Origin of the sequence: Brevibacillus sp. SAFN-007a, from assembly GCF_051967035.1 — a bacterium.
In the GTDB taxonomy this organism is placed as follows: domain Bacteria; phylum Bacillota; class Bacilli; order Brevibacillales; family Brevibacillaceae; genus Brevibacillus.
The window spans coordinates 173,473-198,945 of the sequence record NZ_JBQCKK010000004.1 but is presented as its reverse complement, the minus strand read 5'-3'; the positions used below and the strand labels follow the sequence as shown (position 1 = coordinate 198,945).

Annotated in this window: 22 protein-coding genes; 14 read left to right on the top strand and 8 right to left on the bottom strand. The window is 56.7% G+C overall.

Translation table 11 applies throughout. The features are described from left to right. Positions 1 to 74: 74 nt before the first annotated feature. Both putP and ACTHO6_RS07630 read right to left on the bottom strand, forming a co-directional pair. Positions 75 to 1,538 carry a sodium/proline symporter PutP gene (gene putP / locus ACTHO6_RS07635; RefSeq protein WP_440240937.1) on the bottom strand — a complete coding sequence of 488 codons (1,464 nt, stop codon included), beginning with the start codon at positions 1,536 to 1,538 and terminating at the stop codon, positions 75 to 77. Between the two features lie 190 nt (positions 1,539 to 1,728). Then, complete coding sequence (locus ACTHO6_RS07630) at positions 1,729 to 2,187, bottom strand: hypothetical protein (protein ID WP_440240936.1); 459 nt, start codon at positions 2,185 to 2,187, stop codon at positions 1,729 to 1,731. A gap of 129 nt (positions 2,188 to 2,316) precedes the next feature. On the opposite strand from ACTHO6_RS07630, the gene ACTHO6_RS07625 reads away from it, so the two are divergent. Further along, positions 2,317 to 2,523 (top strand): cold-shock protein, encoded by a 207-nt coding sequence (locus ACTHO6_RS07625; protein ID WP_005831638.1) that lies wholly within the window; start codon positions 2,317 to 2,319, stop codon positions 2,521 to 2,523. A 118-nt stretch (positions 2,524 to 2,641) separates the two neighbouring features. On the opposite strand, the gene ACTHO6_RS07620 is transcribed toward ACTHO6_RS07625, so the two are convergent. Next, positions 2,642 to 2,839 carry a hypothetical protein gene (locus tag ACTHO6_RS07620; RefSeq protein ID WP_440240934.1) on the bottom strand — a complete coding sequence of 66 codons (198 nt, stop codon included), beginning with the start codon at positions 2,837 to 2,839 and terminating at the stop codon, positions 2,642 to 2,644. A gap of 136 nt (positions 2,840 to 2,975) precedes the next feature. Further along, positions 2,976 to 4,409: a MocR-like pyridoxine biosynthesis transcription factor PdxR gene (gene pdxR, locus ACTHO6_RS07615; RefSeq protein WP_440240932.1), complete on the bottom strand. Its 1,434-nt coding sequence runs from the start codon at positions 4,407 to 4,409 to the stop codon at positions 2,976 to 2,978. Between the two features lie 137 nt (positions 4,410 to 4,546). On the opposite strand from pdxR, the gene ACTHO6_RS07610 reads away from it, so the two are divergent. From ACTHO6_RS07610 to cimA, 7 genes are all read left to right on the top strand, one after another. Then, positions 4,547 to 5,341, top strand: coding sequence for a thymidylate synthase (locus ACTHO6_RS07610; RefSeq protein WP_440240931.1), 795 nt, complete (start codon positions 4,547 to 4,549; stop codon positions 5,339 to 5,341). Beyond that, positions 5,338 to 5,811 carry a dihydrofolate reductase gene (locus ACTHO6_RS07605; RefSeq protein ID WP_440240930.1) on the top strand — a complete coding sequence of 158 codons (474 nt, stop codon included), beginning with the start codon at positions 5,338 to 5,340 and terminating at the stop codon, positions 5,809 to 5,811. The genes ACTHO6_RS07610 and ACTHO6_RS07605 overlap by 4 nt, the downstream gene beginning before the upstream one ends. Before the next feature lie 266 nt (positions 5,812 to 6,077). Next, positions 6,078 to 7,076 (top strand): PHP domain-containing protein, encoded by a 999-nt coding sequence (locus ACTHO6_RS07600; protein WP_440240929.1) that lies wholly within the window; start codon positions 6,078 to 6,080, stop codon positions 7,074 to 7,076. Positions 7,077 to 7,171: 95 nt separating this feature from the next. Further along, positions 7,172 to 8,365 carry a M20 metallopeptidase family protein gene (locus ACTHO6_RS07595; protein ID WP_440240927.1) on the top strand — a complete coding sequence of 398 codons (1,194 nt, stop codon included), beginning with the start codon at positions 7,172 to 7,174 and terminating at the stop codon, positions 8,363 to 8,365. Between the two features lie 141 nt (positions 8,366 to 8,506). Continuing rightward, entirely contained in the window at positions 8,507 to 9,613 is a 1,107-nt protein-coding gene (locus tag ACTHO6_RS07590; RefSeq protein ID WP_440240926.1) for a YheC/YheD family endospore coat-associated protein, read from the top strand. 150 nt (positions 9,614 to 9,763) lie between these two features. Beyond that, positions 9,764 to 10,603 carry an alpha/beta hydrolase gene (locus ACTHO6_RS07585; RefSeq protein ID WP_440240925.1) on the top strand — a complete coding sequence of 280 codons (840 nt, stop codon included), beginning with the start codon at positions 9,764 to 9,766 and terminating at the stop codon, positions 10,601 to 10,603. A gap of 119 nt (positions 10,604 to 10,722) precedes the next feature. Continuing rightward, the gene (gene cimA / locus ACTHO6_RS07580; protein ID WP_440240924.1) at positions 10,723 to 12,345 is read left to right on the top strand and encodes a citramalate synthase; all 1,623 of its coding nucleotides are present in this window, start codon (positions 10,723 to 10,725) and stop codon (positions 12,343 to 12,345) included. 205 nt (positions 12,346 to 12,550) lie between these two features. On the opposite strand, the gene ACTHO6_RS07575 is transcribed toward cimA, so the two are convergent. Further along, a complete protein-coding gene (locus ACTHO6_RS07575; protein WP_440240923.1) occupies positions 12,551 to 13,414 on the bottom strand; it encodes a helix-turn-helix transcriptional regulator in 864 nt (287 codons plus the stop codon). 126 nt (positions 13,415 to 13,540) lie between these two features. Here ACTHO6_RS07575 and fabF point away from each other — a divergent pair, with 126 nt between their 5' ends. Then, positions 13,541 to 14,779: a beta-ketoacyl-ACP synthase II gene (gene fabF, locus ACTHO6_RS07570; protein ID WP_440240921.1), complete on the top strand. Its 1,239-nt coding sequence runs from the start codon at positions 13,541 to 13,543 to the stop codon at positions 14,777 to 14,779. Positions 14,780 to 14,989: 210 nt separating this feature from the next. After that, positions 14,990 to 16,486, top strand: a complete 1,497-nt coding sequence (locus ACTHO6_RS07565) for a DHA2 family efflux MFS transporter permease subunit (protein WP_440240920.1) — start codon at positions 14,990 to 14,992, stop codon at positions 16,484 to 16,486. Positions 16,487 to 16,561: 75 nt separating this feature from the next. On the opposite strand, the gene ACTHO6_RS07560 is transcribed toward ACTHO6_RS07565, so the two are convergent. From ACTHO6_RS07560 to ACTHO6_RS07550, 3 genes are all read right to left on the bottom strand, one after another. Beyond that, positions 16,562 to 16,792 carry a DUF1128 domain-containing protein gene (locus tag ACTHO6_RS07560; RefSeq protein WP_440240918.1) on the bottom strand — a complete coding sequence of 77 codons (231 nt, stop codon included), beginning with the start codon at positions 16,790 to 16,792 and terminating at the stop codon, positions 16,562 to 16,564. 30 nt (positions 16,793 to 16,822) lie between these two features. Further along, a complete protein-coding gene (locus ACTHO6_RS07555) occupies positions 16,823 to 19,315 on the bottom strand; it encodes a DUF3656 domain-containing U32 family peptidase (RefSeq protein WP_440240917.1) in 2,493 nt (830 codons plus the stop codon). 112 nt (positions 19,316 to 19,427) lie between these two features. Continuing rightward, entirely contained in the window at positions 19,428 to 20,021 is a 594-nt protein-coding gene (locus ACTHO6_RS07550; protein WP_440240916.1) for a TetR/AcrR family transcriptional regulator, read from the bottom strand. 209 nt (positions 20,022 to 20,230) lie between these two features. On the opposite strand from ACTHO6_RS07550, the gene ACTHO6_RS07545 reads away from it, so the two are divergent. The 4 genes from ACTHO6_RS07545 to pepV all read left to right on the top strand — a co-directional run bounded on the left by ACTHO6_RS07545 (position 20,231) and on the right by pepV (position 25,183). After that, complete coding sequence (locus ACTHO6_RS07545) at positions 20,231 to 20,704, top strand: N-acetyltransferase (RefSeq protein WP_440240915.1); 474 nt, start codon at positions 20,231 to 20,233, stop codon at positions 20,702 to 20,704. A 111-nt stretch (positions 20,705 to 20,815) separates the two neighbouring features. Beyond that, on the top strand, positions 20,816 to 22,888 hold the full coding sequence (locus ACTHO6_RS07540; protein WP_440240914.1) for a methyl-accepting chemotaxis protein: 2,073 nt from the start codon (positions 20,816 to 20,818) through the stop codon (positions 22,886 to 22,888). A gap of 140 nt (positions 22,889 to 23,028) precedes the next feature. Next, positions 23,029 to 23,793: a GTP pyrophosphokinase gene (locus ACTHO6_RS07535; protein WP_440240913.1), complete on the top strand. Its 765-nt coding sequence runs from the start codon at positions 23,029 to 23,031 to the stop codon at positions 23,791 to 23,793. After that, positions 23,747 to 25,183, top strand: coding sequence for a dipeptidase PepV (gene pepV / locus ACTHO6_RS07530; protein WP_440240912.1), 1,437 nt, complete (start codon positions 23,747 to 23,749; stop codon positions 25,181 to 25,183). The genes ACTHO6_RS07535 and pepV overlap by 47 nt, the downstream gene beginning before the upstream one ends. The last annotated feature ends 290 nt before the right edge of the window (positions 25,184 to 25,473 follow it).

The window sequence follows — 25,473 nt, the reverse complement described above, 5'->3', positions numbered from 1 at the left end:
GCGAAAGCAACGAAAAAACCGCCCAGGCATTTGCACGAAAGGCAAAGCATGGGCGGTTTTGGCTTGGGTCAGTTTTATTTGCTTGCTTTTTGGTACTGGTCAAACTGGTCGGCTACTTCTTTAGGCGGTTCGCTGGTCAGCTTGCTGACGATCAGGATGGCAAGCAAGCTGGCAGCGAAGCCCGGCACCATTTCATACAGGAAGTCCTTCAGCACATCGAAGCGTGTCCAGACGATAACGGTGATGGCTCCGGCGATCATACCGGCCAGTGCGCCCCATTTGTTCATCCGCTTCCAGTAGAGGGACAAGAGGACTACCGGACCGAACGAAGCACCGAATCCAGCCCAGGCGTATCCGACAAGATCGAGGATTGTATCGTTTTTGTCAAGTGCCAGCAGGAAGGCGATGACGGCGACGATCAGGACGGAGAGGCGGCCGATGAAGACCAGCTCTTTATCCGACGCCGAGCGCTTGAGAAACGTTTTGAAAATGTCTTCCGTCAGCGAGCTGGAGGTTACGAGCAGCTGGGAAGAAACGGTACTCATGATTGCAGCCAAAATCGCAGCGAGCAAAAAGCCGGTGATGAGCGGGTGGAACAGCACGGTACCGAGCTGAATAAAGATCGTTTCCGGATCGGCAATCGTCCAGCCTTGCTTCGCGTACAGCGCAATCCCGATCAATCCGGTAAACATGGCGCCAGCTACGGAGAAAATCATCCAGCTCATTCCAATTGTACGCGCTTTCTTAATTTCCTTTATGGAAGTAATCGCCATAAAGCGGACGATAATGTGCGGCTGTCCGAAGTAGCCGAGCCCCCAGGCGAACAGGGAAATAATCCCAAGTAGGCTTGTTCCTTTGAAAATATCGAGCAGGGACGGATCAACCGAGCGAATGGTCGTAAATGTTTCACCCACACCGCCAACGGTCAGGATGGTCACGACCGGCACCATGACGAGTGCGATCACCATAATCAGTCCTTGCACCGCATCGGTCCAGCTTACGGCGAGGAATCCGCCAAACAGCGTGTACGCGATAGTAACTAAGCCAACGATCCACAAGCCTGTTTGGTAGTCCATGTTAAACGTGTTTTCAAACAGGACACCGCCGGAGACGAGGCCGGACGAGACGTAAAACGTAAAGAAGACCATGATGACAAGGGCAGAGACGAGGCGCAGGATTCGGGAGCCATCGCCAAAGCGGTTTTCCAGGTAAGCCGGAATCGTAATGGAGTTGTTGGCTACTTCCGTGTACGTACGCAGACGCGGTGCCACATACAGCCAGTTGGCATACGCGCCGAGCGTCAGGCCGATGGCGATCCAGGATGCGCTAATACCCGTGGCATACATCGCACCCGGCAATCCCATCATCAGCCAGCCGCTCATGTCGGCGGCGCCAGCGCTGAGAGCGGTTACAGTTGGTCCGAGCGACCTGCCGCCAAGCATGTAGTCACTCAAGTTGGAGGTACGCTTGTAGGCATAGTAGCCGATGAGCAGCATGCCTACCATGTACACAATAATGGACGTGAGCAGCATATTCATGGATAGCACCTCTTGTAAGTATTTTTTAATATAAATAAATAGTAACGTCTTACACAATATCATGCCCAAGTATGAAAATCTATATTAAAACACAGAAAATTTAGGAGAGAAGCAATAAAAAGTTTTTAAATGAACTGAATAAACCTGCGATTTTTCCATCGCAGGTTATATCTTCAAACGATTCCTTTTTTTACTGTACTTGAATCTGTCCATTGTTATCCAGGGTTACCTTGAATTCCTTTACGACGGTTGGCTCTGCGCCCGGGTTGTTCAAATCGTGTTTGAGCACCTGAAAAGAACCGTCGCCAGCGAGCTTGCCTGTGTATTCCACTCCGAACAGATCAGACTTGTAAAAGCTGAAGTTGGCCAGCTCGGTCTCTTGCAGCTGGTTGACGAGCAGTTGGCCGTCCCCGCTGAACATGGCCTTGCGCAGAGGCTCTGAGGACTCGTATTTTTGCTGGAGATAGGTCTTCAGTTGCTGGGCGATTTCCGATTCCGCCAGCTGCTTGCCCGCCTCTACTGCCTGTTTTCCTGCCTCGATCGCCTGTTTGCCCGTTTCCACTGCCTGCTGCGCTGTCTGGACGCCTTCGGAAATTTCCGAGCAGGCTGTCAAGAGCAGCGCGCATCCGAGAATCCATGCTTTTTTCATCTCCGTGTTCCACTCCTTCCTGATACGCTTGGATCGTACTTTATTTATTTTACCGTATATCCACTTCCGGCGCACCCGCATAGGATGAAGTAAGCGTAAGAGCTGCACTGATGACAGGGAGGAAACGCAATGATTCAAGGGAAAGTAAAATGGTTCAGCAAGGAAAAAGGGTATGGATTCATCGAGCGGGATGGAGGCCCTGACGTGTTCGTGCATTATTCGGCGATCACAGGCACAGGCTACCGGAATTTGGAGGAAGGCGAGCAGGTTGTGTTTGAGATTGTGAATGGACAGCGAGGATTGCAAGCCGCCAATGTGGCGCGCAAAATTGTCTAGGCAAAAACAGCAGATGACTGACCCGTCATCTTTATCCTTCCAGACGCCGTCATACCCGAAAAGGGCAGACGGCGTCTTCTTGTTAGCGGAACAACGTCCGTGGCTGGCGAGAACAGTCTTAGAGGTTGTAGAGAAAGACGGCCAGGGCGATGACGAGCATCGACGTAATCCCCCCGTATAGGAGCAGCAAATTGCGCGAACGCTGCCTGAAGCTGCGCGGCTTGGCTTCTACAGGCTTCCGCCCGATGAGAACCGTCCCGACCAACGCACAGAGGACAAGGATGATGACGGCAACAACAAAGGGAAAAATAGTCATGACGACCCAATCGTCCTTTCTGTCTCACACAGTCATCCTGCGCGGTCCACACAGGATGCAGATGGTTGTAGGCTTTCTGCTACGATCATATACCGATCGCTGCAAAAAGTAGCCATCCACTTTGCGGTTTTTTTGCTCATCCACTTGCGGTAAAAGCTTCCGCAAACCGTTCGACTGCAACAGGAATTTGTTCGAGAGAGGCTCTTCCGAACGTAAACCGCACATGGCCCGGCGCTGCTCCGAACAAATGGCCAGGCACGAAGACGACGCCCCGCTTCACGGCTTCTGTCAGAAGCTGCTCGTCGTTCCCTTTTCCCAAAAAGCGGCACCAGAGATGAATGCCGCCCTGTGCCTCTGTCATGTCGACCTGTTCGCCAAATGTTTCCCGCAGCGAAAAAAACAGCTGGTCATGGCGGATGGCAAGTTGGGTGCGCAACCGATCGACGTGCCGGGCAAACTCGGCGGATGCCAAAAAGCGCTCGGCCAGCCATTGCGGAAAAATGCTGTGCCCGAAGTCAAACTGCTGCTTCGCGTCGGCCAGCCGCTCGATGACGGTTGGCGGGCCGACGATCCAGCCGATGCGCAAGCCGGACGCGACGATTTTCGTCAGCGAGCTGATGTACAGAACCGTGCCGTGCTTGTCCAGTGACTTGAGCGTAGGAATCGGCTCCTTGGAAAAGGCAGTCAGGCTGTAAGGATCGTCCTCGATGATCGGAATGCCGTTTTCGGCGGAAAACGCGAGCAGTTGCTTGCGACGGGCAAGCGACAGGAGCGCGCCTGTCGGGTTTTGAAAATTCGGGTTGAGAAACACCATTTTGAGCCGATGCTTGCGATGCAGCTCGGCCAACTGGTCCGGATCAATGCCATGTCGCTCGACAGGAAGCGAAAAGGTGCGCACTCCAGCCGAATGGAACAGCGGCAAGGAATGGCAGTAAGAAGGCGTCTCGATCGCGACGGCGTCGCCTGGCTTGAGCAGGCACTGCACGACGAGGTGCAGGGCTTGCTGCGCCCCGGACGTAATCATGATGGAAGGGGCAGGCGCTTCGATGCCGCGCCATTCCTGCATATGGACACCCAGCGTCTCGCGCAGCGACCCGTTGCCTTGCGGATGCTCGTAGCCCAGGTGCGCGGGAAAGTCGTCCGGACCGATCAGTTGCCGCAGCGCGTGGCGGGGGACGAGATCAGGCGACAGCTCCCCGCTCGCCAAATCGATCAGCTCGCTATCCTGCGTTTCCCTGCGGATTTTGCGAATCAGCGGCAGATTGGGACGAAACGATCCGGTCTCGGTCAGATGCCGCCAATTCGGTACCCGCGTGCGCGCCAAGCCCCAAATGTCCTGGCTGACGAGCGTTCCGCTTCCCTGCCTGCGCTCCACGATCCCGGCTGCCTGCAACTCATCGTAGGCGGCGACGATCGTCGAACGGTTGACGCCCAGCTCTTTTGCCAGCGAGCGCTCCGAGGGCAGGCTGCTGCCCGGACCGAATTCGCCGCTTGTGATGCGCTGCTCGATCTGCTCGGCAATTTGCTTGTATAACGGCTTTCTTCTCGTCCTTGGCGTCTTGTCGTCCATGTTCATCCTGCTTTCTGTGCGTGCTCAAATTCCGTGACAGAAGTGAAAATCATCCCGCTCATTATAGCATGGATGGAATCTTGGCTTTCCATTTTGGCAGGGGTTGTTTAGTATAGAGGACGAAGGAGTTGATGGGGTTGAAACAATATTTGGACTTGTGCCGGCGCATTTTGGCGGAAGGCGTCACGAAAGAAGATCGGACAGGCACAGGCACGATAAGCATTTTCGGGCATCAGATGCGGTTTGATTTGAGCGAGGGCTTCCCCTTGGTTACGACGAAAAAGCTGCACATGAAATCAATCATCCACGAGCTGTTGTGGTTTTTGTCTGGAGACACCAACATTCGCTATCTCCAGGAAAAAGGGGTGCGAATCTGGAATGAGTGGGCAGACGAGAACGGCGATTTAGGCCCGGTGTACGGCAAGCAGTGGCGTTCCTTCGCCGGGCGCGACGGCAAAACCGTGGACCAGATCCAATGGGTGGTGGAGGAAATCAAAAAAAATCCGGACTCCCGCCGTCTGGTCGTGAGCGCGTGGAATCCGGCGGAGCTGGACGAGATGGCGCTGCCGCCGTGCCATTTGCTGTTCCAGTTTTACGTCGCGGACGGCAAGCTGTCATGCCAGCTGTACCAACGCAGTGCCGATACGTTTTTGGGCGTGCCGTTCAACATCGCTTCCTACGCGCTGTTGACGCACATGGTGGCGCACGTCACCGGGCTCAAGGTCGGCGATTTTGTCCACACGCTGGGCGACGCCCACCTGTATGTGAACCATATCGAGCAGGTGAAGCTCCAGCTCACCCGCGAGCCGAAGCCGCTGCCCAAGCTGAAGCTCAATCCGGCGGTCACGTCCATTTTTGACTTCACCTATGACGATATCGAGATTGTCGGTTACGAGGCCCACCCGCACATCAAGGGCGAGGTGGCGGTATGATTAGCCTGATCGTGGCTTACGCGAAAAATCAGGTGATCGGCAAAGACGGCGACATGCCGTGGAGCCTGCCAGCCGACTTGAAAAACGTCAAGGAGATCACGACGGGAAAAACGATTGTCATGGGCAGGAAGACGTTCGAGTCGATCGGCAGGCCGCTTCCGAACAGACGGAATGTCGTGCTGACCCGCAGCCGGGACTTTCATCCGGAGGGCGTTGAGGTCGTGCATACAAAAGAAGAGGTGCTCGCGCTGGGCGACGTCATCATTTTTGGCGGTGCCGAGATTTACCGCCAGTTTCTGGATGTCGTGGATCGGCTGTACATTACGGAAATTGATCTGGAGACGGAAGGCGACACGTTTTTTCCGGCTTGGGACCGCGACGCGTTTGTGTTGGTGGACAAGCGCGAGGGTGTAGTGGACGAGAAAAACGTGCATCCGCATACGTTTTACGTGTACGAGCGCAAAAAATAGAGGGTCGGCGATTCTAGGGAAGAGAGGGGGCTGTCCCTTAGTAGACAATCTACTGAGAGACAGCCCCTCTTTATACTTTTCCTTACGTTCGCCGCTCATGCTGCCCAATCGTTTCATTATGGGCTGGTAGAATCTAGTTAAACGCGACTGTGGATGCCAAAGTAGCGTGTGCAGGCGGGCTTGCTCGCTCGTAACGCAGACATATCACAGCGCCCTCTCGCATACAAACAGTAGAAAACAGGTGGACAAACCGCGGGAGGAATAGGATGAAAGTCGACTTTCACGTGCATCTGGAAGAAGGGCCGTACTCGCTGGACTGGCTGGTCGGGCAGGCTTGCGCGCTCCGGCCGTTTTTGGACGACAAGGAGGAGAGCGAAAGCCGAGGCTGGGCCAGCGAACTGGTCAAAGGGCTGGCCCAAAGGCTCCAGAGCGGCCCGTACTCCAGGGAGTGGCTGGACTTGTATCGCGTCCGGGCCAAGCAGGCAGGAATTGCGCAGGTGTGTGTCGTGGAGCATATGTACCGATTTGCGGAGTACCGCTCCTACTACGAGCGGCACATTCGCGTAGGTGACGACCGCTTGGGCAGGGCGCAACGGCGCTGGCTGGCGCAGATGGCGAACGACTCGCTTCCGGCCTACGTCGCGTTTCTGACCGAGGAGCGCGAGCGATGGGCGGAGGATGGCCTTGCGCTGCGCATCGGGATTGAGCTGGATTATTTTCCGGGCGGAGAAGACGTCCTGCGTGAAGTGATCGGGCAGTATCCGTGGGACGTGTGCATGGGCGCGGTTCATTTTCCCGGGGGATGGGGTCTTCCCGTTCGGGACGTCCAGGAGCATTGGGAAAGAGTGGCGCCAGCGGGCTTGTACAGCAGCTATTTCGATGTGCTGGAGCAGGCGATTGAAAGCGGCCTGTTTGATGTCATGGTGCATCTTGACGGGATCAAAGCATTCGGGCCGACGCCGGACGAAACGGCGCTTTTGCCTTACTACCAGCGGATCGCGCGGGCGCTTAGGCGAAAAGACATGGCCGCCGAGCTAAACGCCGGGGACGTGCGCGGCCAGTCGCTGCGCGAGTTTTCCCCGAGCTACCGCTTTTTGCACATTCTCGCGCAGCACGAGGTGCCGATCACGCTGTCTTCGCATGCGACGGCTCCCGATCAGGTGGGACAGCATCTGGCCGAGGCGCAGGCGCAGTTGAAGCGGGCAGGCTTTACGACAGTGGTCGTGTTTGCGGACAGAAAGCGGAGCGAACTGGAGATCGGGTAAGGAGCTTCTCCCGGATGGGCGCTTTTTTGCCATGTTTTTTGCTATGATGGTACAGAGAGGCAAAAAACGTACACCCGGGGAGAGGGGAGAAACCGATGTCCTTGCAGGAACAATTGAAATCGTTGCTAAAAGAAATCGAGCCGCAGATCATCTCGTGGCGCCGCCATCTGCATCAATATCCGGAGCTTTCCTTTCAGGAGGAAAAGACGCCCGCGATGATTGCAGAAATTTTGCGAGGACTGAATCTGGACGAAGTGCGGACAAAAGTAGGCGGACGCGGGGTGGTCGGAGTGCTCAAGGGCAGCCGTCCGGGCAAGGTCGTGGCGTTGCGCGCCGATTTTGACGCGCTGCCGATTCACGATCAAAAAGACGTGCCGTACAAATCAACCGTTCCCGGCGTCATGCACGCATGCGGTCACGACGCCCATACCTCCCAACTGCTGGGGCTGGCAAGCGTCCTCGCTTCGCATCGCGACCAGTTTGCCGGAGAAATCCGCTTTTTGTTTCAGCATGCGGAGGAAGAATCGCCGGGCGGCGCGATTCAAATGACCGAGGATGGGGCAGTCGATGGCGTCGATGCGGTGTTTGGCGTCCATCTCTGGTCCATGCTGCCAGTGGGCAAGGTGTTCATCAGCAGTGGCCCGATCATGGCGAACACGGACGATTTCGTGATCGAAATCAAAGGGCGGGGCGGCCACGGCGCCGTTCCCGAGGAAACGGTCGATTCCATCGTGATCGGCTCGCAAATCGTCGCGAATTTGCAGACGATTGCCAGCCGCAACGTCAGTCCGCTGGAAAGCGTCGTCGTGACAGTCGGTACGTTTCATGGCGGGGACAACAACAATATTATCGCGGACAGTTGTCGCCTGACAGGAACGGTGCGGACGTTTTTGCCCCACGTGCGGGATCGCGCGGAGCAGCGTCTCGGCGAAATCGCCATCGGCACGGCGAAGATGATGGGCGGCGAAGCGATCGTATCGTACGAGCGCGGCTACCCGGCTGTCATCAATCATGAGCGGGAAGCGCAAATCGCCCGTGAAGCGGCAGTGGCGGCGTTTGGCCCTGAGCGCGTGGAGCCGATGAAGCCGCTGATGGGCGGAGAAGATTTTTCGTACTACCTGGAGAAGGTCCCTGGCGCGTATTTGTTTGTCGGGGCGGGCAATCCGGACAAGCTGGCGAACTATCCGCACCACCATCCGCGCTTTGACATCGACGAGGATGCCATGCTCATTGCCGGAGAGCTGTTGGGACGAACCGCTCTTCATTACCTGGAAACGCACCAAGCGTAAACCGTTCCCTTTTCATGTGCAAAGATGCGCTTTTGCCTAGCGGTGGCAAAGGCGCTTTTTTTGTCTGCTGCCATAAACTGATGAAATGAGGCGTCGCGCATCGCACACGGCTACGGGTGAACAAAGGAGGGACGGCCTTTTGTGAGAAAACGGATCGGCATACTGACCTATCGGGGAGAAACCGGATTTGTCGAGCCAGGATTTTTGCGTCGCCTGGTCAAGGAAGGCAACGGCATGGGAGCGGAGGTTTTTGTCTTCGGGCTGCAGGATGTCCAACTGGCCGAACGCAGGATCAAAGGCTTCGTCCCCGCCGAAAAAGGCTGGAAGAGCGAATGGTTCGACTGGCCGGACATCGTCATCGACCGCTACCGGTATTATCCGCTGGCGAAGCATAGCCGCTACCCGCCGTTTCGCAAGCAAAACTGGTTCCGCTATGCCAACAACCGTTTCACCAATAAATTCAACCTCCATCAAATCTTGCAGGAAGACCCGCTGTTGACGAGATGGCTGCCGGAAACGCACGCCTACGCCAGAAGCACGCTCGTTTCCATGCTGGCGCGCCATCGCCAGGTGTATCTCAAGCCGACGAACGGCTCGGGCGGGAGGAGCATCCTGCGCGTGGAAAAAACCGCAGTGGGCTATTCGCTGCACGGGCGAACGAAGCAACAGGCGAAAAGCAGCGAAATGCTCTCGTCCATCGCCAAAGTATGCGAGCGGCTGGAGGCGTGGATGCAGCGAGAGAAAAACGGAAAGGAAGACTTTTTCCTCCAGCAAGGGCTGCAACTGTCCCTGGTGCCGGGGCGAACCGTAGATACCAGAGTGCTGGTGCAAAAGGACGGAGAAGGCACCTGGCGGCTGACCGGCATGGGAATCCGCATCGGTTCGACGCGATCCTCGACTTCGAATTTGCACGGGGGAGGCACGGCGATGCCGGCCATTCCTTTTTTGGTCCATCGCTTCGGGCCGGAGGAAGCAAGGCGAATCGTGCTGGAATGCAAAGAGCTCGTCCTGCAAACGGTGGCGCGCATCGAGCAGCATTTCGGCCAGATGATGGAGTTTGGCTTTGATCTGGGCGTGGATGTGCACGGCCGGGTATGGATCATCGAGATCAATCCGAAGCCGGGCCGGGAAATATTCAGGCAATTGGGCGAGTATCGACGCTACCTTCAGGCGGTGCGCAGACCGCTGGAATACGCATTATATCTGCTTGCCCAAGACGAAACGAGAAAAAACCGCTCACTCGGTTGACGGGACCCTTCATAGACTGGAGGGTCTTTCTCATTCCTTTTGCCCAAGGGTTGCGGCATAATAAAAGTGTCGGTCGCCCAGGGCGGACAGCGAGAAACGTGCGAGGCTGCCAAACAGGCGACCATCATGGAACGAGGGAGGAGAACGAGTATGGGACAGGAAGCGTTTTCCCTGGATCTGGGAGAAGGATTGACGCTGAGAGGAAATATACATACGGAGGAAGCGGCCGGGTCTGCGCAGCCCTTGCTGATCTTTTGTCACGGCTTCAAAGGCTTCAAGGACTGGGGCAGCTTTCCGTACGTCGCCGACGAGTTGGCGAAGCGAGGCATTGCGACGATTCGCTTCAATTTCAGTTGCAACGGGGTAGGAGAGAGCTTGACCGAATTCGATGAGCTGGAAAAGTTCGGGATCAACACGTATGCCCGCGAGCTTGCCGACCTGGATGCGCTGGTCGAGCGGATCGTGTCTGGCCAGCTTCCTTTGCCCGCCTATGTGGACAAAACGAAGCTGTACGTGCTGGGGCATAGCAAAGGCGGCGGAGTTGCTATCCTGTTTGGCGCAAAAAATCCGCATGTGACGGGTATCGTGACCTGGAACGGCATCGATGACGTCAACCTGTTCGACCCGGCGCTGCGTAAGCAGATCGCGGAGACAGGCATCGGGTACATAGCGAATGCGCGCACAGGCCAAAACATGCCGATTACGCGTGTCGTGATTGAGGATGTCGACCAGCATCGGGACGAGTATGACATTGTGGCAAAAGCAGCGGCCATGGAAAAGCCTTTGTGCATCATTAGCGGAGAAAAAGATTACGTCCGTCTGGTAGAGGCCGCCAAAAGAATCCACCAGGCTGCGAAAAACAGCGAGCTGCACTGGATAAAAGACGGCGATCATACCTTCAACACGCGCCATCCGTTTGCGGGTACTTCGGCTCCGCTGGAGGAAGCGATCAAGCAGACGGCTGCTTTTGTCCTTGCCTCGCGGACATAGAAAAAGCCGCGATTTTCCTGCGTTTTCAATCCATTTGGGCTATGGTATACTGGGTAACGTCAAAAGATTCGAATGATATGATTATTCAGAAAAATACCAGAGATAGGTGGAGAAGAAACATGAACAGCAAGGTGTATCTGTATGATACGACCCTGCGAGACGGGACGCAGGGAGAGGGGATCAGCCTGTCGGTGGAAGACAAGCTCAAGATCGCGCAGCGGCTGGATCAGTTCGGCATGGATTTTATCGAAGGCGGCTGGCCGGGGAGCAATCCGAAGGACATGGCGTTTTTTGAACGCATCCGTCACATTCCGCTCCGGCACGCCAAAGTGACCGCGTTTGGCAGCACCTGTCGCCCGAATGTGGCCGCAGCCGAGGACGACAACCTGCAAGCCCTGATCGCAAGTGGCGCACAGGCGGCGGCGATTTTCGGCAAGTCCTGGGATTTGCACGTCACAGACGCTTTGAAAACGACAGGGGAAGAAAACGTGCGCATGGTCGCCGATTCGGTGGCTTTTCTGAAACAGCATGGCTTGACGACGCTGTTTTTGGCGGAGCATTTTTTCGACGGCTACAAGGCGAATCCCCGCTATGCCCTGCGCGTGCTGGAAGCCGCCGAGGAGGCCGGAGCGGACTGGATCGTCCTCTGCGATACGAATGGCGGAAGCCTGCCGCATGAGGTGTACGAGATCGTCAAGGCGGCTGTCGGACATCTGCGCACGCCGCTCGGCATCCACCCGCACAACGACAGCGGTGTGGCCGTAGCGAATGCCTTGGCGGCGGTGCAAGCCGGAGCCAGGCAGGTACAAGGAACGATCAACGGCATCGGAGAGCGCTGCGGAAACGTCAACCTGATTTCTGTCGTGCCCAATCTGCAGCTCAAGCTCGGATACCAATGCGTGAGCAGCGAGCAGCTGCAAGAGTTGACGCAGCTGTCGCGCTACGTGGCGGAGATCGCCAACATGACGCTGCCCAACAACCAGCCGTTTGTCGGGCACAGCGCCTTCGCGCACAAGGGCGGCATTCACGTCAGCGCGGTCTTGCGCGATCCGAAGACGTACGAGCACATCGAGCCGGAGAATATCGGCAACAAGCGGCGCGTGCTCGTCTCCGAGCTGGCTGGCCAGAGCAATCTGCTCGCCAAACTGGAAGAGCTGGAGATTGATCTGTCGCTGGATCGGGAAAAGACCCGCGAGATCATTGCGCGCATTAAAGAGCGCGAGTTTCAGGGCTATCAGTACGAGGGCGCGGAAGCTTCGCTCACGCTCATGCTGCTTGCAGCGGCGGGCAAGCTGAAGCATTTGTTCACGCTCGACTCCTTCAAAATTTTGCTGGAAAAGGCATCCAGTCAGTCGATCACGTCCGAGGCGACGGTCAAGCTGCGCGTGAATGGCGAGACCGTCCATACGGCAGCGGACGGAAACGGTCCTGTCAACGCGCTGGATAACGCCATGCGCAAAGCGCTGGAGGGCTATTATCCTTGTATCGCCAACATGCACCTCACCGACTACAAGGTGCGTGTTCTGGACGAAAACGGAGCGACAGCAGCCAAAGTCCGCGTCCTGATCGAATCGGCGAGCAACGGCGAAAAGTGGAGCACGGTCGGCGTCTCTACCAATGTGATCGAGGCGAGCTGGGAGGCGCTTGCGGACAGTATCCGCTACCTTTTGTGGAAGGAAGGCTGCGAGGAAGCGGGCCACCTTGCTTCTTCGGAAGCGCGGGTGGGAATCGTCAATCATTGACCGGCAGGCGGGATAGGCAGGCTTGTTGACCGTGCGCAAGCGGTAGCGCGTTACGGGCGGGGCACGGATGGAACGCGTTCCCCCCGTTCCCTCGGTAAAAAAAGACCAGCAAAGCTCCAGGGAGCTGCTCTCCTTTTGTCAGTCGCATCCTGACAGGGGAGAGCGGCTCGGGTGAGAGCGCGCTGGTCTTTTTGTCGAGCGTGGCTCAGTGGGCCGTCTCGGAAGCAGGTCGGTCAATGAGCTGGCGCAGCTTCGCTTCCGTCGAGGACTGGGGGTCTGGCGTGTAGATGCTGCAACGCAAATCCGCGCTGCCCTGCACTTGCAGGGAGGTCAGGTGGAACTGCATCTTTCCGGCCTTGGCGTGGCGAAATTCAAGCAGCACCTCGGGCGCGGAGCTGACGTGGCTCTGCTCCCAAAGCGGCTGAAAATCGGGGTGGACCTGTTGCATCTCGTTCAAAAAATGCCCGTACCATTCGTCTTCGACGTACTGCCCGTAATACGCCCGGAAAATCGCGAGAAAGCCGCTGACGAAATGCTCCCAATTGACGGCGAGCCGCCGCAGCTCTTTTCGCGTGAACAACAGTCGGATCAGGTTGCGCTCCTCGTACGGAATCTGCTCAAAGTCGAGAAAGACGTGCGCCGCGGCGCTGTTCCAGCCGACGATGTGCAGCCGCCTGTCGGAGACAATCGTCGGACAGGAGCGCAGTTCGTGCAAAATTCTCTCCAGGGCGGGGCTGATCTGGGGCGGTTCCTCCTTTTGCAGGCCCGTGCCGACTCCCGGCCCGCTTTCCAGCGCCAGCGCGTACAAGTATTTGCGCTCGTCCACGGTCAGTTGCAGCGCTGTGGAGACGGCATCCAGCACGGAAGGAGAGACTTTGATGTCTCTGCCCTGCTCCAGCCACGTATACCAGGTGGAGCTGACACCCGCCAGTTGGGCGACTTCCTCGCGGCGCAATCCGGGTGTCCGGCGGCGGGTGCCAGGGGCGAGGCCGACGGACTGTGGGAGAATTTTGGCGCGGTGCGCTTTTAAAAACGACGAGAGAGCCTGTAGGCGTGTCTGCTTGTTCATGGCTGTTTCCTTTCCTGGCCTTTTAGCCCAAACGGTTACTTGTTATACTAGGATAAATAATAACTTGTAATAGGATAACACATGTGACAAGATGGTTTCCAGAAGGACTCGAAAAGGAGGATAACCATGGAAAAAGTCGTGGTGACTGGACTGGGCGTCATTTCGCCTGTAGGTTGCAACGTCCAGCAGTTTTGGAGCAGCTTGACCCAAGGAAAATCAGGTATATCGCCAATAGATACATTCGATACCTCCCGTCTGAAAACGACAATCGCCGGAATCGTCCGCGACTTTGATCCGGAGGCTCGCTTCGGGCGCAAAGAGGCGAGAAGAATGGACCGCTTCTGCCAGTTCGCTGTCGCGGCAGCGGATGAAGCCTTGGAAGACGCGGGTATCCGGCTGGAGGAATGCGACCGCGAGCGCGTGGGCGTCTACGTCGGTTCGGGCATCGGTGGCGTTCAGACGCTTCTGGAGCAGCACGACATGCTGCGCAACAGAGGACCGGAGCGGATTAGCCCGACGCTCGTGCCGATGATCATTCCCAACATCGCGCCAGCCATGATCAGCATCAAGCACGGTATCTACGGCCCGACCATGTCGCCTGTCACAGCCTGCTCGATCGGCAACACGGCAATTGGTGAAGCATTTCGCCTCATTCGCTCCGGCCGGGCAGATGTCGTCATCGCCGGAGGGACCGAGGCCGCGATCAACGAGGTGTCGCTGGCAAGCTTCAGCAATGCAATGGCCTTGTCCACGCGAAACGACGATCCGACAGCCGCAAGCCGCCCGTTCGATGCGAAGCGGGATGGATTTGTCATGGCAGAAGGCGCAGGCATCCTGATTCTGGAATCGCTTTCCCATGCCAGGAAGCGCGATGCTCGCATCTACGCCGAGGTCATCGGCTACGGCGCCAGCTCGGACGCGTACCACATGGTCGCGCCCCATCCGGAAGGAGTCGGGCCGTACCGAGCGATGAAATGGGCGCTGGAGGAGGCAGGCATTCAGCCTGGCGAGGTAGATGTCATCAGCGCCCACGCCACCAGCACCGAGATCGGGGACCGCTCGGAAACAGTGGCGATCAAGCGATTGTTCGGCGAGCACGCAACCCGTATCCCGATCACGGCAAACAAGTCGATGACGGGCCATATGCTGGGGGCGGCAGGCGGCGCGGAAGCCATTGCCCTGGCGAAAAGTCTCCAGGAGGGGATCGTTCCGCCGACAATCAACCAGGAGGAGCGCGACCCTGCCTGCGACCTCGACTACGTACCGAATACAGCCCGCCAGCTGCCGCTGAACATCGGAATGTCCAATTCCTTCGGCTTTGGCGGCCATAATGCGGTGATCGTCATGCGGAAGTACGAGGGATGAGTCTGTAGCGGATCGTTTGTGTGGAAGGAACCTTTCAAACGGGTTTTGAGAGGTTCTTTTTTTATGGGGGTTTCTGTGGGGACCGGGGAGTCCTGCGATTTTGCTTTGCTCCACCCAGAATGTCATCTGGAAAAAGTCTGCATACTAACGAAGCAATCCAATCCACGCAAATGCAGCCGATAAACCAGAACCAAAAAAGGGGAATTGTGCATGGCAAGCGAGCAGGGAGTCAAAGAAGCAAACATCCGTCCGGGACCCATACTCGGCGTCATCATCGCAGGTGCGATTGCGGCTCTGCTGAACCAGACGCTCTTAAACGTCGCCCTGCCCAAGTTGATGGAGCAGTTCCAGATCACCACCTCGACCGCGCAATGGGTGATTACCATCTACATGCTCGTCAACGGTGTCCTGATCCCGACCACCGCCTTTCTGATGGAAAAATATACAACCCGGCAACTGTTTATTGCCGCGATGAGCCTTTTTGCCACCGGAACGCTCACCTGCGGCATCGCCCCCAGCTTTGTCATCATGCTGCTCGGGCGAGTCGTGCAGGCAGCGGGGGCAGGCATCCTCATGCCGCTCATGACCAACGTCATTTTCAACCTGTTTCCCGCAGAGCGGCGCGGCTCCGCCATGGGGATCGTCGGCATTGCCATGGTATTTGCGCCGGCGATTGGTCCGACCTTGTCCGGTTGGATCGTCGAACATTACTCCTGGCGCCTGCTGTTTTTCGTCGTTTTGCCGATTGCCTTGATCGTTTTGCTCACATCGTTTTTCGTCCTGAAAAACGTGACCGAGACCGCCAATCCGAAGCTGGATTTCCGGGGAGTCGTTCTGTCGACGATCGGCTTCGGCGGACTGCTGTACGGCTTCAGCACGGCAGGCGGAGCGGGCTGGGGAAGCGCCGAGGTCATCCTCATGCTGCTCGTCGGCTGTATCAGCCTGGCCGCCTTTGTCTGGCGCCAGCTTTCCATCGACCATGCGATGCTGGAGTTTCGCATCTTCCAGACTCCGGCGTACACGCTGGCGGTACTCATCAGCCTGCTGGTCAACATGTCGCTCTACTCGGGCATGATCCTGCTTCCAGTCTACGTGCAAAACATCTTGCACTTCACTCCTGTGCAGTCAGGGTTGCTGCTTTTGCCGGGGAGCATCCTCATGGGCATCATGTCTCCGGTTACTGGGAGGCTGTTTGACAAGTTTGGCCCGAAATGGCTGGTCTGGATCGGACTCGTCATCACGATCGTCACGACCTACGGCTTTACGAAGCTGAGCCTTTCTACGAGCTACAGCTATCTGGTCACGCTGTATACAGTGCGCATGTTCGGGTTGTCCATGCTGATGATGCCGGTGATGACATCCGGGCTGAATGCGCTGCCGCTGCGGCTGAATCCCCACGGGACGGCCATGTCCAACACGGTCAACGCCATCGGGGGAGCGCTCGGGACAGCGTTGTTTGTCACGATCATGACGACGAAAAGCGCAGCCCACACGGCGGAGATCGTCAGAAGCCAGCACCTCCATCCGGCTGATCGGGCCCAGATGGAGCTGGCCGCGAAGCAAGGAATCGCCATGGGGACGAATGACGCCTTCTGGATCGCCACGCTGTTCACCGTCATCGCCCTGGTTTTGGCGCTTTTTTTGCGCAACCACACACCGCGCCCGGAAAAGCTGGCCTCGAACAAGCGAGTGCCCCAGCCCTCGTAACCCGACAACCCAAACGTCAAAAAGCGTCGCTTCCGGCTGGGGAAGCGACGCTTTTTTGTCTTCCGATCTTCCTTCTTAGGGCTGCTTTCGCATTGCGCCCAATTCTTCGACGATCGCCGTCATCTCGTTGATGCCGAACGCCGTTTTTTTCTGCACCATGTTGTACAGGTACAAAAGATCCTCGTAATGAGCGAGGTCAAAATCTTCCGCGCGCATGACGGCGGTGTTCGCCATGTTCAGCTTGGTCTTGATGCCCTCGATCAGCACGGCTAAATTTTCCTGGGTTGCCTCTTTCAAATCTGCCATGGTTGGCCTCCTCTCCAAAAACGCCGCTAGTTATTTGGTCAGCTGTCCACGCGTGACGCCAAGCTGGTTGGTTGCTTTCAGCGTGCGCCAGACGTGTGTGCCGCTCACTTCCCCGCGCAGGGCCTGACGGTACAGGCGGATGACTTCGCGCACGCGCTCCGGTTCTTCCTCCAAAAACTCGATGCGGTAGCTGCCGACATGAAGGGAGCGGAATTCGTTCAAATACTCCGCGCCTGACTGGTCGATGGCGTTGTACACCGTGTTGCGGCAGCCGGTATCGACCCGCACCGGGTGGGAGAAGCCGACGCGATCCTTGAGCGAGATGCGAGAGGTCTCGCAAGGGGTTCCGCAGTTGGTATGATCGGTCCCCTCACTCAGGAAGGTGCAGTAGACGCAATGCTCGGTGTGGAACATCGGCATATGCTGATGGATGACCAGCTCCATTTTGGCCGCGTTTGCGTGCCGGAGCAGGTCGACCATCTGCTGGATGTTCAAATCGTACGAAGGCGTGACCCGCGTCAGGCCCGCTTCGAGAAACAGCTCGACAGCTTTGTGGTTGGCCACGTTCAGGGAAAAATCGCCGATCAGCGGGATGTCGATCTCATCCTTGCGGGACAGGTAATAGTAGAGTGCCCCGGTGTTGCGCACGAGAATCGCGTCCGGCTTGCTTTTGGCGATCAGGGCAAGCACGCCGTTTTCGTCCGGCATGTGGATGCGCATCGTTGCAATCCCGATTTTTTTCCCGTACTTGTGTGCCAGTTTGACGCCCTCCGGATACTGCTTGACAAACTCGAAGTCTGCGTAAAGGAAATCGACGTCCGTCTGCGCTGCCGCCTCCAACTGCTCAAGCGAGCGGCACAGCGCGGTCAGCATCGGCTTTTCCACCGGCTGTGTGCGAGGCACGTCCGCGTACACGTTCACGTCGCGATGGAGGTAGACAGGCGGCTTGGAGCGCAAGTAGACGAGCTGCTCCACGGCTTCCCGCCGCATCCGGTTCAGCTCGCTGACCGGCACGATCAAGTCACCGTCCAGGTTGACGGTCAGATCGCGCGCATCCAGATGGAAAATCGTTCCGCCCAGACGGCTCAATTGGTCGTGCAGCAACTCATGCGTCAACGGTCGCTTCATGGCAGCCTCCAGCGGCTTTTCCGAAGGGACGGTCACGGCGTGGTTCGCTTGTTTGTCTACCCAGGTGATGCTGAGCTTATCACCCAGCTTGCCGCTGACGTGCACGGCCAGCGGGAAGGTGCGGTACGGCTTTTCCGTTTCAAACGTTTTGCGCAGGCGGCGATCCAACTCCGGGTCGCTCGTTTTCCAGACGCGGTCGCCCACATGGAGCCGCTTCAGGTTGACGTCGTTTCGGCCCATGACGATCTCGTACAAGCCTTTTTCGACCTCGCCCTCCACCTTTTTGCCGCGGGAGAGAATATCGTAGACGCGTCCGCCTTCTTCTTTTTGCGTCGGATCGCCCGCGTCGAACACGATGCCGTCACCGCGTTTGACGGGAGCGACAATCTCGACGAGCACGCTGGATGCCAGCAGCTTTTTCACGGTGCCCAAAAAGACGCCGCGGCTTTTCGGGAACGATCCGTCCACGAGCTGCTTGTTGTTCGTTCCTTCCAAAAATCCATGGGTAAAGCCGCGAGAAAAGCTTTGCTGCAGCTCGCGAATCTCGGTCTCGGTCGGACCCGTGTCCTCTCCGGCAAAGTAGCGCTCGATGGCTGCGTTGTACTTGCTCACCACGTTCGCTACGTACTCCGGCGTTTTCAGGCGGCCTTCGATTTTGAACGAAGTCACGCCCGCCTCGATCAGCTCAGGAACGAGGTCGATGGCAGCCAGGTCTTTGGGCGAGAGGAGGTACGCGATGTTGCCCATGTCCTTTTGCACGCCGTCCACCATCAGATCGTACGGCAGTCGGCAAGCCTGGGCGCATTCGCCGCGGTTGGCCGAGCGTCCGCCCCACATCTCCGAAGTCAGGCATTGGCCGGAGTAGGAGACGCACAGCGCGCCGTGGACGAACACCTCCATAGGCAGCTTCGCTTTTTCCCCGATCTTCTTGATTTCCTTGAGCGAATTTTCCCGGCCCAGCACGACCCGTTCGATGTTGAAGGGCTTCGTGAATTCGACCGCTTCCGGCGAAGTGATCGTCATCTGCGTGGAGCCGTGGATGGGGAAGTCGGGGGAGATTTCGCGAATCAGCTTCACGAGACCGAGGTCCTGGACGATCACCGCGTCGACCCCGGCGTGAATACAGGCGTCGATCAGCTCGCGCGCATCCTCCAGCTCGTTTTCGAACACGAGAATATTAAAGGTCAGAAAGCCTTTGACGCCGTACATATGCAAATACGCCATAATCTCAGGCAGCTCAGCCATGCGGAAGTTCTCCGCGCGTGCGCGTGCGTTGAACTTTTCTACCCCGAAAAAGACGGCGTTGGCCCCATTCGCGACAGCGGCCTTCAAACAGTCCCAGTTGCCGGCAGGAGCCAACAGCTCTATATCTTCTCGCTTTAATCCATTTCGCATGTGAATGTCATTACCTCCAAGGTCAATAAAAAAGCTCTTCTTCATCATAGGGAAATGTCCTTGCTCCCGCAACAAAAACCTCCCGTACAACTCGAAGGGCCGATCGCTTGGATTAATCCACGACCAGCCCTTCGAATACGATCGAAACCTTCTCTTCCATAATTTCTTCCAGTGCCCATGCTCCTTCGCTGCGCACCCAGTCGTACAGAGCGTTGTAGTAAATATTTTCCAGCATGTTTGCCGCCACCAGCGGGTTGAACTTGGCCTTCAACTGCTGTTTTTCCTGTGCTTCCTCAATCAGGTCGGCAAACAGCTGCCGCAGCTCGAAGTACATGTTCTTTTCGTTCTCCAGCACTTTGCGATGCTTCATCGACGATTCCACGACCACTTTGATGAAGTCAAAATTCGTGATCGTCACCTCGTTCATGATCTTGTAAATCCGCAAAACCTTGGCCTTGCAATCGTCGCCGTAATCCCATTCCTGACGGCGCTCCTCAATTTCATGGAGCCGCTCGTATCCCCAGTTCGCAAGGATCGCTTCCTTTGAGGTGAAATGCAGAAAAATGGTGCCGCGCGCGACGTCTGCTTCTTCCGAGATCATGTCGATGGTCGTGGCTTCAAAGCCGTGCAGCTTGAACAGCTTGATCGCGGCATTGAATATTTTTTCGCGGGTTTCCCGCTTTTTTCTCTCCCGTCTTGTCGTCAAAAAGATAATACCTCCTCTGCTTCGTTTGCTTGGTCGTTTGCTTGATTATACCATAACCCTTACTTACAAAAGAATTTTCCGCACATCCCCCGTGAAAAAGCGCAAAAAAGGGATAGACTTCTGGAAGAGTCGAATGTATATTTATATACAATAATGAATAATTATTTAATCATACCGAGCCGTATGAGCGTGGGGTGGAGGAGTGTACAATGAGCGTTGCAAAAGCGCTGACGGTACGTCAGGCCAGGATGGTGGACGTCGATGCCATGCTGGAAATCATTAATGAATATGCACAACAAGGATTGATGCTGCCGCGTACGAAACTGTCTGTCTGTGAAAATTTGCAGTCATTTATCGTCGCTCATGATGGAGATACAGTAGTGGGAGTAGCCGGTTTGCATATTTTGTGGGAGGATTTGGCCGAAATTCGCTCGCTGGCAATTGCTGAAAAAGCAAAGGGCATGGGCGTGGGCAAGCACCTCGTTCTGCATTTGGTCGAACAGTGCCGCCAGTTGGGAATCAAGCGGGTGCTTGCCTTGACGTATCAAAAAACGTTTTTTGAAAAATGCGGGTTCTGGATCGTGGCGAAGGAAACATTGCCGCAGAAGGTGTGGAAAGACTGCATCAACTGTTCCAAACTGCCGATGTGCGACGAAATCGCCATGATTTTCGAGACCGCCTGATACTTTGGTATAGCCTTCCTTTTTTCTTTTCTGGTACTATATTCGTAATAATAATAAAAATATAGAGAATATTGAATCAGAGATGAATGTTCGAAAATGGGGGGCTTTTCCATGAAGCTGGGCGCGCGCGTACTGATTGTGCTCTTAGTCGCAAGTATTATACCGTTAACGGCGGCAGGTGTGTTTGCTTATCAGGAGACCAAACGGGAATTGCTGGATAGCAGTGCGGCCAAGCTGGAAGCATTGCGGCTCAGCAACAAGGAGCAGGTGGAGAATTACTTTCGGGAGCGCACCAAAAATGTCGATACGCTGGCTGCTTCGGGAACCGTGATCTCTGCGCTTTCTTCCTTTCAGGAATTGTGGCAGGGGGGCAGGGAATCCGCTGCCTATCAGGAAGCAGAGCTTGCCTACGCCAAGGAACTGAAGATGGAGGTCGCGCGCTACGGCTTTTCCAACGCCTATTTGCTCAACGAGACGGGCGAGATCGTCTACGAGACGAAGCCGCAGTCCGACTTCGGCACGAATTTGTTGACGGGACCGCACGCCAACTCTGTGCTGGGGCAAACCGTCCAGCAAGTCGCGAAGGGCCAGAGTGCGGAAGTATCTGACCTGGGCAGGTACGAACCGTCGGGAAACGTGCCAGGCGTCTACATTGCCGCTCCGATTTATGAAAAAGGCTACATGATGGGGCAGCTCGTCGTAGAAGTGCCGCTCGATTATATTTCCCGCCTTCTGAACCAGCGCGAGGGGCTGGGGGAGACGGGGAAAATTTATCTCGTCGGGCCGGACAAGCTGATGCGATCCCAGCTCGGCAGCGGCCAGGAGACGATTTTGCAGCAGACCGTCGATACGCCGATCGTTGAGCGAGTCTTCCAGGCGGAAGGGTATGCGGGGACAGAACAGAGCGTCGATTTTCGCGGGCAGCCTGTTTTGGTTTCGTTCGACCAGGTAAAAGTAGCCAAGCACACGTGGGCCATTCTGGCCGAGATCGACATGACGGAAATTTTGGCAGGGCCTACTCGTATTCAAACCGCGATGATCGTTTTTAACGGCGTCGTCCTGCTGGTCATCGTGGCGATCTCGCTCTATACGGCGCGATGGCTGCGTCGCTCCTTCAGCGGGATGCTGCGCGTGGCGGAGCGGATTGGCCAGGGTGACTTCACTACGGTTGTTCCCGACAAGCTGTTGAAGCGCAAAGACGAGCTGGGCGAGCTGGCCCGCTCGCTGTTCACGATGCAACAGCAGCTGCACGGCATTCTTTTGCAGGTCGGGCAAGCCGCCGCTTCCGTGGCGAATGCGGTCAGGGAAATTCACGGCAACACCAATGAGATCGCCCAATCCAGCGAGCAAATTGTCCAGGTCGTCGAGCAGGTGGCGGCGACGAGCGAAAGCCAGATGGAAAAAATGGGTCAGACGCTCCATCTGGCGGTTGATCTGACGAATGATGTAGCGGGCGTCACCGAGAATGTGCGGCAAGTCAACCTGTCCTCCACCGAGATGAAGCAGCACGCCGAAGAAGGCAGGGAGGCCGTGACGGCAGTCATTCTCAGCATGGAGGAAATCAATCGCTCCGTGGAGGCCGCCACGAAAGTCATTCGCGTGCTGGAGCAGCGCTCGCAGGATATTTCCCGGATTATTTCGGTCATTACGGAGATTGCCAGACAGACGAACTTGCTCGCGCTGAATGCGGCTATCGAGGCGGCGCGCGCCGGGGAGCACGGGAAAGGCTTCGCGGTCGTTGCCGGGGAGGTCCGCAAGCTGTCGGAAGGGACCAATGAAGCCGCGCAGCAAATCGTGCGGATGATTAACGACGTGCAAAACGACACGATGATCGTCGTGGCGAAAATGGCAGAGGGGGCAGAGACGACCGCTCACGGGATGAAAACGGCTCGCCAATCGGGGGAAATGTTCCAGCGGATCGAGCAAAATATTTTGCGCGTCTCTGCGGAGATCAATCGGGTCAGCGACGCTTTCGCGCGGATGGCGCCGGATGCCCAGCAGGTCGTCGTGGTCGCCAAGGAAGTATCGGCTGCGTCCGTTCAGGCAACGGCTGGCGTGCAGAGCATCTCTGCCGCGGTGGAAGAGCAGAGCGCAGCGATGGAACTGATCGCCCAATCGGCCGACCAACTGGCGAAGCTCGCGGACGAACTGCGCGGGTCGCTGGCTGCCTTTGTGCTCAAGTAATCGGAGGCGACATATCGAGTAAAGAGAAAGAGCCGGGATATGCTCGTTTTCCCGGCTCTTTTTGTATGGGGGAAGGATATCTCACACAAAATGTTGAATGATAAGGACGATGGAGAGTTTCGGGCCGGAGGGACGTAAGCGTGCACAAACTAGATTGGGAACTTTATTTGCTGCCGTTCGAGCAAGCTGTAGAAGAAATCAAAGTCAAAATTAAAAATATACGCAACGAGTTGCGCAAGCGCAAGGAGCATTCGCCTATCGAGTTTGCCGTCGGACGAGTGAAATCAATCCCGAGCATTTACAACAAGGCGAACCGCCTGCAATTTCCGATTGACGAAAACATCTGCTGGGAGATCAGGGACATCGCGGGCATTCGTGTCATTTGCCAGTTTATCGACGATATTCCCGCCGTGGTCGAGATGATCCGCAAGCGGGGAGACATGCGCGTCTATTTGGAAAAAGACTATGTCTCCACGCCAAAAGAAAGCGGTTACCGCGGCTATCATCTGGCGGTCGAATATCCGATCATGATGGCGGGCGGTCAGGTGACGATTCCGGTGGAAATCCAAATTCGTACACTCGGCATGAACTTTTGGGCGACGATTGAACACTCGCTGAATTACAAATACGAGGGAATCATTCCGTCGAACATTCGCCAGCGCCTGTTTGAGGCGGCCAAGGCATCGTACAAGCTGGACAGCGAAATGAACAACATCCGCGACGAGATCAAGGAAGCACAGGCCGAGTTTACGAAAAAGGAAGTGCCGATGGAATCGCTTCTCTCCCTGGTCGAGCTGGATCTGGACATCGAAGCAGGACTGATGGACGGCAGTCCAAACGAAAGGAACGAAAACGAAGATGACGACCATCAATTGGCTAGAGGAAACAAACAAGCGCAAGGATGAGCTGATTGCCGCCACCCAAGAGTTTTTGCGGATCAAAAGCGTGCTCGATCCAGCTTCCGCTCGCGAGGGAGCGCCGTTTGGCGAAGGCATCCGCGCCGCGCTGGACTTTGCCCTGGACGTATGCGAAAAGGCCGGGATGAAGACAAAGGATGTGCGCGGCTATGCCGCTCATGCCGAATTCGGGCAAGGAGAAGAGCTGGTGGGCATTTTGAGCCACGTCGATGTCGTGCCGGAGGGAGACGGCTGGAGCAGCCCGCCGTATGCGGCCGAGATCGTGGACGGCAAGCTCGTGGCGCGCGGAGCGATTGACGACAAGGGACCGACGATGGCGGCGATTTTTGCGGCCAAAGTGGTGTTGGACCTGGGACTTCCGCTCTCGAAGCGCGTGCGCCTTATTTTCGGAACGGATGAAGAGTCCAGCTGGCAATGCGTCAAAACGTACTTTGAAACCGAGGAAATGCCGACGATGGGCTTTACGCCTGACGCGGATTTTCCCCTGATTTACGCGGAAAAAGGTCTGACCGACCTGACCTTGCGCCAGACGTACGCGGCGTTCCAACAGCTCGGCAAGCCTGTAGCGGAGCAGGCGGAAGCCAGGCTTGTGTCTTTGCAGGCGGGCTTGCGGATGAACATGGTGCCGGACAAGGCGGTGGCGACACTCGCGCCGCTGACCCTCGACAGCCAGACGATTATCGACCGCTACCGCACGTACCTGGAACAGACCGGACGAACAGGGCAGGCACAGGCAAAAGGCGATTGGGTCGTTCTGCACATGGAGGGCGTCTCCGTACACGGAATGGACCCGAAAAAAGGCGTCAACGCGGGCACGGAGCTGATTCACTTCCTGCGGACGCTCGCTTTCGACGCGCGCGCAGCCGTGTACATAGAGATGGCGGACCGCTACCTGCACAAGCAGCACGGCGGGGAAGCGCTGGGAATCGCGCATGACGACGAAGAGATGGGCGCGCTCACCGTAAATACGGGCGTGCTGGAATACGAAGCGGAAGGGGACGCGCTGTTCCGTCTGAACATTCGTTACCCGCATTCGATCTCGTTTGCGCATTGGTCGTCGATTCTCGCGGAGCGCTTTGGCGAGGCCGGGTTCGAGCTGGAGGTCGTGGAGCATCTGACGCCGCACCGCGTCGATCCGAACCATCCGCTGGTGACGACGCTGCAACGGGTGTACACCGAGCAGACAGGCGAAGAGGCAGGCATCATCGCCATCGGCGGCGCCACCTACGGCCGTTCGCTGGACGTGGGCGTGGCGTTCGGGCCGCTGTTCCCCGGTCGTCCGGACAGTGCCCATCAGCGGGACGAGTACATGTTGGTCGACGACCTTATCAAGGCGACCGCGATTTACGCGCAGGCGATTTACGAGCTGGCCAAATAAAAACCAGACAGAGAGGCAGGGGGTGTGGCGCAGGCTGCATCCCCTGCTTGATTTTTGAGCGCGGGACAAGTCTGTGCCCTTTTGCCAGCGAGAGGCGTACCGCCCGCTTCTTCCCCCGGTGACGCGCGTTGTCAGCGATCCGGTCCGGGGAAAAAGCGAGGGGGATCGAACGGGCCGGTTGTATTTTTGGTTCGAGTCCTTTAGTATAGATAGGATAGGATTTCGCAAGGGCTGCAACCGGAACGGGTTGATACCGCAAGGGACGGTACCCGCTTTTCGTTCATCCGCTG

Coding starts and splice junctions, on each gene's coding strand:
- ACTHO6_RS07585 (WP_440240925.1), top strand. CDS start 9,764: ATGGGACAGGAAGCGTTTTCCCTGGATCTGGGAGAAGGATTGACGCTG.
- ACTHO6_RS07595 (WP_440240927.1), top strand. CDS start 7,172: ATGTCCTTGCAGGAACAATTGAAATCGTTGCTAAAAGAAATCGAGCCG.
- ACTHO6_RS07565 (WP_440240920.1), top strand. CDS start 14,990: ATGGCAAGCGAGCAGGGAGTCAAAGAAGCAAACATCCGTCCGGGACCC.
- ACTHO6_RS07555 (WP_440240917.1), bottom strand. CDS start 19,315: ATGCGAAATGGATTAAAGCGAGAAGATATAGAGCTGTTGGCTCCTGCC.
- ACTHO6_RS07575 (WP_440240923.1), bottom strand. CDS start 13,414: ATGAACAAGCAGACACGCCTACAGGCTCTCTCGTCGTTTTTAAAAGCG.
- putP (WP_440240937.1), bottom strand. CDS start 1,538: ATGAATATGCTGCTCACGTCCATTATTGTGTACATGGTAGGCATGCTG.
- ACTHO6_RS07605 (WP_440240930.1), top strand. CDS start 5,338: ATGATTAGCCTGATCGTGGCTTACGCGAAAAATCAGGTGATCGGCAAA.
- ACTHO6_RS07540 (WP_440240914.1), top strand. CDS start 20,816: ATGAAGCTGGGCGCGCGCGTACTGATTGTGCTCTTAGTCGCAAGTATT.
- ACTHO6_RS07560 (WP_440240918.1), bottom strand. CDS start 16,792: ATGGCAGATTTGAAAGAGGCAACCCAGGAAAATTTAGCCGTGCTGATC.
- ACTHO6_RS07620 (WP_440240934.1), bottom strand. CDS start 2,839: ATGACTATTTTTCCCTTTGTTGTTGCCGTCATCATCCTTGTCCTCTGT.
- pepV (WP_440240912.1), top strand. CDS start 23,747: ATGACGACCATCAATTGGCTAGAGGAAACAAACAAGCGCAAGGATGAG.
- ACTHO6_RS07545 (WP_440240915.1), top strand. CDS start 20,231: ATGAGCGTTGCAAAAGCGCTGACGGTACGTCAGGCCAGGATGGTGGAC.
- cimA (WP_440240924.1), top strand. CDS start 10,723: ATGAACAGCAAGGTGTATCTGTATGATACGACCCTGCGAGACGGGACG.
- fabF (WP_440240921.1), top strand. CDS start 13,541: ATGGAAAAAGTCGTGGTGACTGGACTGGGCGTCATTTCGCCTGTAGGT.
- ACTHO6_RS07625 (WP_005831638.1), top strand. CDS start 2,317: ATGATTCAAGGGAAAGTAAAATGGTTCAGCAAGGAAAAAGGGTATGGA.
- ACTHO6_RS07600 (WP_440240929.1), top strand. CDS start 6,078: ATGAAAGTCGACTTTCACGTGCATCTGGAAGAAGGGCCGTACTCGCTG.
- pdxR (WP_440240932.1), bottom strand. CDS start 4,409: ATGGACGACAAGACGCCAAGGACGAGAAGAAAGCCGTTATACAAGCAA.
- ACTHO6_RS07630 (WP_440240936.1), bottom strand. CDS start 2,187: ATGAAAAAAGCATGGATTCTCGGATGCGCGCTGCTCTTGACAGCCTGC.